Below are 6,906 nucleotides of genomic sequence, written 5' to 3'. Positions count from 1 at the left end.
CTTCGCCGATGCGGTCGCCACGATGGCAGGGATGGGTGTGACCCGGTTTGCCGAGGTCGGGCCCGACGCGGTGCTGACCCCGATGATCGCCCAGACCCTCGACAGCGCGACCACAATCGCTCTGACCAGACGAAACAGTGCGGATCCCGCGACCATGCTGACGGGTCTCGCCCGGTTGCACGTCACAGGTTCGGCGGTGGATTGGACGAGCTATTACGCCGGCGCCGGAGCCACGAAGGTAGACCTACCGACATACAACTTCCAGCGCCGCCGCTTCTGGGTCACGGGCCCGCTGCACACAGGCGGGGCACATGCGCTCGGTCTGCGGTCCACCGAGCACCCCATGCTGGGCGCATTGATGGCGCAGCCGGAGAGTGGGGGCGCCAGATTCAGCGGCCGCCTGTCCACGGTCACCCATCCCTGGCTGGCCGATCATGACGTGCTCGGTACCGTGCTGCTGCCCGGCACCGGATTCGTCGAGCTGGCCGTTTACGCCGGAGGCCAGGTCGACTGTCCGGAACTGGAGGAGCTCACTCTTCTCGCGCCGCTCGTGCTCCAAGGGCATGGCGGAGTACAGATCCAGGTGATCGTCGGTGACGGTGACGAGTCCGGTCGCCGACGGCTCGACATCTACTCGCGCCGTGACGAGGACGATCCGTCGGTCCCGTGGGCGCACCATGCGCAAGGCACCGTGAGCCCGAGCGGAGAGTCCGACGAACCGGAAGTCTTGGCCGACTTCGCTCAGTGGCCACCGGCCGGTGCTTCCGAGATCGGTTTGGCAGGCGCTTACGACGAGCTCGCCGACAACGGATACAACTACGGGCCGGCTTTCCAAGGGCTGGTGGCACTTTGGCGCCGAGGCGAGGATCTCTTCGCGGAGATTGCTCTGCCCGAGCAGACCGCTACCCAGGGCTACGGCATACATCCGGCACTGCTCGACGCGGCCATGCACGCACTGCCCTTCGGACTTCGGCGGGGCGTGGACGAGGACACCGAGCGGCCGACGCTCGTTCCCTTCGCTTGGTCTTCGGTGCGTTTGCACGCCGACGGCGCCCGGCGGGTGCGGGTTCGGTTGACCTGGTCGGATCAGGGGACAGTTGCCCTGGCGATGGCCGATTCCGATGGCGCGCCACTGCTTTCCGTAGGGTCCCTCGCGTTGCGCCCGTTGTCCGCCGACCTGCTCTCGGCCGCGACCCGGTCTTCGCGGGACTCGCTGTACGAGGTCGCTTGGCGGCCCGGTCCGGAGCTGCGATCCGTGGCAGGCGTCTCCTGGGCCGAGTGGGGTGCGGCGGAGTCGGCCTCGGTCTCGCTCTTCCGGCCCCCGGTCGACGGCGTGGAAGTGCCGGTCCGGCTGCGCACGGCCTTGCACCGCACGCTCGGCGTCATCCAGGAGTTCGCGCGCGAAGAACGCTATGCCGCAAGCACTCTGGCGGTGATCACCGACTCCACCGATCCGGCCGCGGCCGCGGTGTGGGGTCTGGTGCGCGCCGCGCAGGCGGAGAACCCAGGGCAGATCGTGCTCATCGAGGCTCACGCGGAGACAGCGACGGATCATCTTGTCGCCGCGGCGATGTCGGGCGAACCGGAACTGGCTGTCCACACGGATGGGGCACGGGTGCCGCGGCTCACTCGTGCCGCGTCGCCCGAATCGGAGCGGCAGGCACCCTGGGATTCCGAGCGGACCGTGCTGATCACCGGTGGTACCGGCGGGATCGGTAGCCACCTCGCCAAGCACCTGGTGAACGCGCACGGTGTGCGGCACCTGCTGCTGGCAGGCAGGCGCGGACCAGCAGCCGCCGAGGATCTCATCGAGGAACTCGATGCTCTCGGCGCCCGGGTTCGCGTAGTTGCCTGCGATGTCACGGACCGTGATGCGCTGCGAGACCTGCTGGCCTCGATACCCGCGGAGCATCCGCTCGGCGCGATCGTCCACGTGGCTGGTGTTGCCTACAACGGGCTGGTCGATACCTTGACGCCGGAGCAGATCGACTACTCCCTCGGTGCCAAGGCCGACGCCGCCTGGTACTTGCACGAGCTCACCCGTGACGCCGGGCTGTCCGCCTTCGTGATGATCTCCTCGGTGGCAGGCTTGATACTGCCCGCAGGTCAGGGCGGCTATGCGGCGGCCAATCTGTTCCTCGACGCGCTCGCGACCCACCGTCGTGTCGAAGGTTTGCCGGCCACCTCGCTCGCCTATGGTCTGTGGGACATCGAAACCGGACTCTCGCAGTGGCTCAGTGAGGCCGACCGGCAGCGTATGCGCCGCCAAGGTCTGCCGCCACTGGCTGCCGACAAGGCGCTCGAGCTGTTCGACGCGGCATTGTCCACGGACCGTCCGGTGCACGTTCCGGTCGAGATCGACCTTGCCACGTTGCGTGCTCAGGACGCGGTGCCCGCGCTGCTGCGCGACTTGGCCAAGCGGACCGGGCGGCGGCAGAGCGCTGGAACACAGGATGCGAGTGCGGTCCGCAGGCGACTGGCACAACTGTCCGAGCCAGAACAGGAACAGTGGCTCCGGGCGCACATCCTCGAGAACGCGGCGAGACTGCTGGGACATGAGAGCGCTGAGGCACTCGATCCCGAGCGGGACTTCCTCGAATCGGGGTTCGACTCCCTGGCTGCCATGGAGTTGCGAACCGCCCTCAACGCTTCCACCGGCCTGACGCTGCCGACGGCCGCGATCTTCGATCACAAAACGCCGGCGGCACTGGCCCGATACCTGCAGAAGGAGCTCACCGCAGACTCACGAACCGACCACGAACCAGGTGGTGCGGACGACTCGTTGTACGGGATGTTCCGTGGCGCGGTAGCGTCCGGCCAGGCCGACAAGGGTTTCGCTTTGTTGCGGGCGGCGGCGGAGCTGCGCGAGCAGTTCTCGTCGGCCCACGAACTGGATCGACTGCCGGTGCCCACGCGAATCGCCACGGGTTCCACCCGGCCACGCATCATTTGCCTCGCTCCGCCTCTGGCCACCGGCGGCGCGCATCAGTACGCCCGGATCGCATCGCACTTGCGAACTGCCCGTGACGTTTTGGCGCTGCCGCCGATCGGTTGCCGGACGGGAGAGCCACTGCCGACAACGCCGGCGGCGGCGGCGGAAGCAGTGGCGCGCTCCGTCTTGGAGGCGGCGCAGGGAGATCCGTTCGTTCTGGTCGGATACTCCTCGGGCGGCCTGTTGGCCTACCTCGTCACCGAGCACATGGAAGCGGCTGGTGGCCCAGCGCCCGCCGCGGTGGTCATGGTGGACACCTACAAGGTGAACGACGACAGTGAATGGCTGCTTCGGGCGATGTTCGAACACATGGTGTCGGCGGAGGGTACGTTCGGTCGCTTCGATCAGGCCCGGCTGACCGGGATGGGCCGGTATGTGCAGCTCCTGAAGGAGATGGTGCCCGGCTCCGTCGCCACGCCGACGTTGTTCATCCAGTGCGCCCAGAACTTCCTGGGGAGCTCATCGGATCGCGTGAACTGGCAGGCCGAACCGTGGGATTCGACGCATACCGTTGTTTCGGTACAGGCTGACCACATCACGATCCTGGAGGACGGCTCTGCGGATGTCGCCGAAGCGATCGAGGATTGGCTCGAGAGCTAGGAACAACGACCGGGTGGGCGACTTGCCCACCCGGTCGGGCCTGTCGAACGCGGTAGAGGTGCGGTCGACGTGCTGGATCAGCTCGACAGCGCTCGAGCGCAGTGATCGCGGATCAGCTGCCCTACTGCTTGGCAATTCGCATCGATGAAGAAATGACCGCCCGGAAATGGTCTCGCTGAGAAGCTTCCAGAGGTGTGCGAGCCCCATACCTCGATTTGCGCGAGACTCGCATCGGGGTCACGATCGCCGGCAATCGCGACGATAGGGCTGCTGACCATCGCGTCCGTACTGCACTCGTAAGTCTCGATGGCTCGGTAGTCGTTCCTGACGATGGACAGGATCAGCTCTCGGAATTCGGGATCCTCGAGCAGCGCCGCTGGTGTACCGCCGAACTGCAGTAGGTGATCACAGAGTTCTCGATCACTCAGCAGATGCATTCGCAGTTCAGGTTGCGCCGCCGAAGGCGCGCGCCGACCGGAGGCGAACAGGACCCGCGCGCTCGCTCCCAATTCCCGCTCGAGTCGCCTGCATGCCTCGAAAGCTACGACAGATCCCATGCTGTGCCCGAATATGGAGAAATTCTCGGCGTCCTCGACAGCTTCTCTCAGCTCGGGAAGCAGGCCGTCGACGAGGCCTGAAATGCTACCCACGAGCGGTTCATGCCTTCTGTCTTGTCGTCCCGGATACTGGACAGCGAGAACGTCGTATTCGGATCCGATGCACTTGGCCAATGGTCCGAAAGAGATGGCGGAGCCGCCGGCGTGCGGAAAGCAGAACAACTTGTGGGATCCACCTCCGGGGGAGGGGGACAGGCGACGTAGCCAGCTATTACCCATGGGGCGGGAAGCCTTTCGTTATGGCACGGATACGCACCACCGCCGGGTGCCGGCGGTGGTGCGCCTCGAGGGCTAGGGCTCGCGAGCTAGCTGCTCGCCGGTGTGTGCCTGAGCCGCACCACCGAACTCCAAGGCTGCCAAGCATTTTGGATCGGCTTGCGGGGATCCGGTTGCGGGAAGAGCGTCATCGGCTTCATGAACCAGGGCAGCCGGTGGAACCGGTGCGCCGCCGAGGCCAGAGCTTCCACCTCGTCGGCCGTCCAGTCGAGGTCGGCGAAAAAGCGCAGCGGATCGACCGGACCGAACTGCCATGGGGCGTTGGCCAGCAGTTCGGTGGTCGCCTTACTCATTCGCTTGAAGATCGCTTTGTTATTGACATCCAATGCCCACCAAGCGATTTCAGGGCGAGCCAGCGCGGCAGCCAAGCCAATGACCTCGTCGTCGGCGAGGTAGTAGATCAGACCCTCGGTGAGCACCAGCGCTCGCTGCGCACCCGCGAGGGCCTCGTCCAGAAACTTTTGCCGCGCTGCGGGATCGGCGAGATCCACCGCCGTGCGGGTCAGCGCGCAGCGCGGCGACTCCCCGGCAAGCAGCTCGTTCTTCTCGTCGACCAACGCGGGGAGATCCGCCTCTATCCAAGGGAATTCGGAGGGCAGATCGAGCCGGTACGGTCGGGTATCCATACCTGCGGCCATATTGAGCACCCGATCGCAGCCCTGCTCGATGGTCTTCATGATCAGGTCGTCGATGAGTTTGGTCCGGGTGACCAGATTCCAGCCGTTGTGCATCAAGAGCGGGGTGCGGCCGGCTATGGCGCGGCCCCGCTCACCAGCGACCCGGTCCGCGAGGGGATCGCGGAAAAGGGCGTCGGGGCGGGCGGATTCGACAGCGCGGAAGGCGGCCACCCAACGGGCGGTGTCGGAAACGTTGGTAACTAGTTCAGCGGTTTCGGCCACCGGAGCAGTCTTGCACAGCGAGCGAGACGATGCTCAATGGTCGGATTGCCAGAAGTGCTGGCCAGCGGTGCCCAACTCCCGGAAACGCCGCGGCCGGCCACACGCGTCCGCAGGCATGCTCGCGCTCGCGGCGGCAGCAACACCGGCCGGTGCGTTCGTTCGGCGGCGATCCGGCAGCGGGCCGCTGAGGCTACTGAGCCGGGATCCGGTCTTCTGCCGAAGGTCGGCTGAACCTGATGGCGTTGTGAACGTTCCCAGTGTGGTCCGAGTTGGTCGGGCGGCGTCGGCGATGCCGGTTGATCTCGGGGTTCTCTGCGCGGTTCGGGGTTGTCACAGCCCATCGCGGCCAGCGCCCGTTCGTACCCGTCAGTAGATCGGCAGCGACTGTGGTTAATCACAAAGTATTGCCGATAACTTTCTGGATCGCACGAAACGCTGGCTCGAGACGGGTCGGATGCTGTTTCATCATGGTGCGCTGGGGCTCGAGCAGCGGCGGGAAGGAAGGCGAGATGTCCACAATGAATTCCGCGCCGTTGTCGACGATGTCGGGTACGGCCGGTCACCTCACCCGCGCGGGACGTGGGCTCGCTTTCGCGGCGTCCGCCCCACCCATCGAGCCGAGCCGTCGACGTTTCGGTTCGGCCGCCGCGCACCTCGGCGAGGGAGCGCGTGGCCCGGGATCTCACTGACATTTCTGGGTTGCTCCACCTATCCCACAGAAAGAAGGACGGCTGACCAATGCTGCCCACCCGAGGATCGCGGACCGCTCTGTCTGCTCTCGTATTAGCGGCGAGCGCTGCACTCGTCGCACCGACGCCGACCATGGCAGCGCCACGGCCTGCTGCGGCACAGCAGGCCGTTCCGGCGATCGCGGAGAACGTCCCCTCCGAGACGCTGGCCGCCCTGGCGCCGACGATCGTCAGCGCCATCTCCGCCCCCGGCGTCATCGCAGACGGCGGACAAGCCGCGATTCTTGCCCAGGCGCGGGTCCTGCTCGCCACGCCCGGCATCCCCGCGCAGGTCAAGGCAACCTTGGAGAGGGTCATCACGTTCCTCGACGGTAGCGGTGGCGGTGGCCCCGAGCTCCCGCCGTCGGACGGTCCGCGGATCGCCCAGTTCCTCTACCCGACCATCGGCAAGGGCTGCATCGGCCCGAGCTCCGATTCCGTCGGCGCCGCCCTGGCCGTCCCCGGCCCGGCCGAACTGCCGCCGCCGGGGCCGAAGGCAGGCCAGACCGGCTTCGTCTTCACCGCGCTTGGCACCAAATCCCCTGCGGTCGTGCAAAATACGCCGCTGACTGTGCAGTGGGTCAACCTCGACAACCGTCGTTCGGGTGTCCAGCCGCTCACCAACGAGTCGGAGCTCAACGCCGACGGTCCCGCCACGCTGTCGGCACTGGCCGACACCGGCTCGGGGCGCGTCGCCGCGGTGATCTCCGGCTCGCTCACCACGACGACCGCCGATTCCGGCGCTCGTACCTGCACCTTCGCGCCGACCCTCGGGTTCTTCACCGTCGCCTGAG

At 66.6% G+C, this 6,906-nt stretch carries 4 protein-coding genes; 2 read left to right on the top strand and 2 right to left on the bottom strand.

Translation table 11 applies throughout. The features are described from left to right. The first annotated feature begins 31 nt into the window (after nucleotides 1–31). Nucleotides 32–3,592, top strand: coding sequence for a type I polyketide synthase (locus AC3ERS_RS32380; protein WP_431971940.1), 3,561 nt, complete (start codon nucleotides 32–34; stop codon nucleotides 3,590–3,592). Between the two features lie 77 nt (nucleotides 3,593–3,669). Here AC3ERS_RS32380 and AC3ERS_RS32375 read toward each other — a convergent pair whose 3' ends face one another. Both AC3ERS_RS32375 and AC3ERS_RS32370 read right to left on the bottom strand, forming a co-directional pair. Continuing rightward, nucleotides 3,670–4,428: a thioesterase II family protein gene (locus tag AC3ERS_RS32375; protein ID WP_431971939.1), complete on the bottom strand. Its 759-nt coding sequence runs from the start codon at nucleotides 4,426–4,428 to the stop codon at nucleotides 3,670–3,672. Nucleotides 4,429–4,514: 86 nt separating this feature from the next. Beyond that, the gene (locus AC3ERS_RS32370) at nucleotides 4,515–5,384 is read right to left on the bottom strand and encodes a class I SAM-dependent methyltransferase (protein WP_431971938.1); all 870 of its coding nucleotides are present in this window, start codon (nucleotides 5,382–5,384) and stop codon (nucleotides 4,515–4,517) included. A 738-nt stretch (nucleotides 5,385–6,122) separates the two neighbouring features. Here AC3ERS_RS32370 and AC3ERS_RS32365 point away from each other — a divergent pair. Further along, the gene (locus AC3ERS_RS32365; RefSeq protein ID WP_431971937.1) at nucleotides 6,123–6,905 is read left to right on the top strand and encodes an Rv1157c family protein; all 783 of its coding nucleotides are present in this window, start codon (nucleotides 6,123–6,125) and stop codon (nucleotides 6,903–6,905) included. Nucleotide 6,906: the final 1 nt, after the last annotated feature.

This window comes from Nocardia sp. bgisy134, assembly GCF_057708325.1.
This window is presented reverse-complemented; position numbering and strand designations above follow the sequence as displayed.